Source organism: Streptococcus intestinihominis (assembly GCF_046824975.1).
GTDB lineage: Bacteria > Bacillota > Bacilli > Lactobacillales > Streptococcaceae > Streptococcus.
Genome location: NZ_JBKQBL010000003.1, coordinates 69,782 through 71,404, shown reverse-complemented (window position 1 = coordinate 71,404; position 1,623 = coordinate 69,782). Strand labels below are relative to the sequence as shown.

Sequence of the window (1,623 nt, the reverse complement as noted above, 5' to 3'; positions counted from 1 at the left end):
TTGGTTCGTGAACAACGCAACCTCTTGCAAGAATTGGGACAAGATCCTACACCAGAACAAATTGCTGAACGCATGGATATGACTCCTGATAAGGTGCGCGAAATCTTGAAGATTGCCCAAGAACCTGTTTCTCTTGAAACGCCAATCGGGGAAGAGGACGATAGCCATTTGGGAGATTTTATCGAAGACGAAGTGATTGAAAATCCAGTGGATTACACCACTCGTGTGGTACTACGCGAACAATTGGATGAAGTCCTTGATACTCTTACCGACCGGGAAGAAAATGTCCTTCGTTTGCGTTTTGGTTTGGATGACGGTAAAATGCGAACCTTGGAAGATGTGGGGAAAGTCTTTAACGTGACCCGTGAACGGATCCGTCAAATTGAAGCCAAAGCCCTCCGCAAACTGCGCCACCCAAGCAGAAGCAAACCATTGCGTGATTTTATAGAGGATTAAAAAGGTCCGGGGGACCTTTTTAACCCGATCCGAGAAACTCGGAAGCGAGGAATGTCCAGTGGACATTTTTTACGGTCACCCAAAAACAAGAGAGTGGCCAGGTCCGGGGGGTCTTTTTAACGGTCGCCTAGAAATAAAAAAGCGACCTAGATCCTGCGGATCTTTTTAACCCGAGCCCAGACATTCAAAAGCGACCCAGGTCCGGGGGACCTTTTTAACCCGAGCCGAGAAACTCGGAAGCGAGGAAGATCCTGTGGATCTTTTTAACGGTCGCCTAGAAATAAAAAAGCGACCCAGGTCCGGGGGGTCTTTTATAGAGTTTCCTTAATATTTGGGTTTCCGTAAAAAAAGAAATTCTTCATAGGGATGAACCCAACGAAGAAGGAGTAAAGAATGAGTTATACGACAGAAGAAATCGAACAAATTAAAAACCGTATTCTTGAAAATCTAGAGCAGGTCATCGATCCTGAATTAGGGATTGATATTGTCAATCTTGGTTTGGTCTACGAAATTCGGTTTGATGGTGAAACTGGTGAAACAGAAATCGATATGACCCTAACCACCATGGGTTGTCCATTGGCAGACTTGCTGACGGATCAGATTTATGATGCCTTAACAGGAATGGAAGAAGTGACTAAGGTCGATGTAAAATTGGTCTGGTACCCAGCTTGGACGGTTGAAAAGATGAGCCGCTATGCGCGGATTGCTTTAGGAATCAAATAAGATTGCTTTAAAGGAGGAACGGATGTTTCTCCTTTTTTTGGACAGATGATTTGGTTATCAAATAGTACGAACATTCGATTTTCTTTTCTGATTATATCTTGCAATCACTTCTTAGTAAGGTTATAATAGAATCATTATTAAATTAAGGAGAAGATTATGAATCAGTACCCTTTGGTCTACCTAGACCATGTTCAAAAAGTGTATGGTAAACATATTGCCTTATATGATGTGAGTGTCAATATTCAACCGGGTCGTATCATTGGTTTGTTAGGACCAAACGGAAGTGGGAAAACGACCATTATTAAATTAGTGAACGGGCTCTTGCAACCTACTTCAGGTAATGTCTACATCCATGGTGAAGTACCGTCTGCAAAAACCAAACAAGTCGTTTCTTATTTGCCAGATACAACTTATTTGGATGAAAATATGAAGATTTCAGAAACA

General features: G+C 42.3%; 3 protein-coding genes. All 3 read left to right on the top strand.

The features are described from left to right. On the top strand, positions 1 to 456 hold a 456-nt coding region (locus tag ACLOR3_RS05445), incomplete at its 5' end, for a sigma-70 family RNA polymerase sigma factor (protein ID WP_412037059.1). A gap of 393 nt (positions 457 to 849) precedes the next feature. Next, positions 850 to 1,179 (top strand): metal-sulfur cluster assembly factor, encoded by a 330-nt coding sequence (locus ACLOR3_RS05440; protein WP_006596590.1) that lies wholly within the window; start codon positions 850 to 852, stop codon positions 1,177 to 1,179. A gap of 156 nt (positions 1,180 to 1,335) precedes the next feature. Continuing rightward, positions 1,336 to 1,623: ATP-binding cassette domain-containing protein (locus ACLOR3_RS05435; protein ID WP_412037058.1), on the top strand; the 288-nt coding region annotated here is incomplete at its 3' end.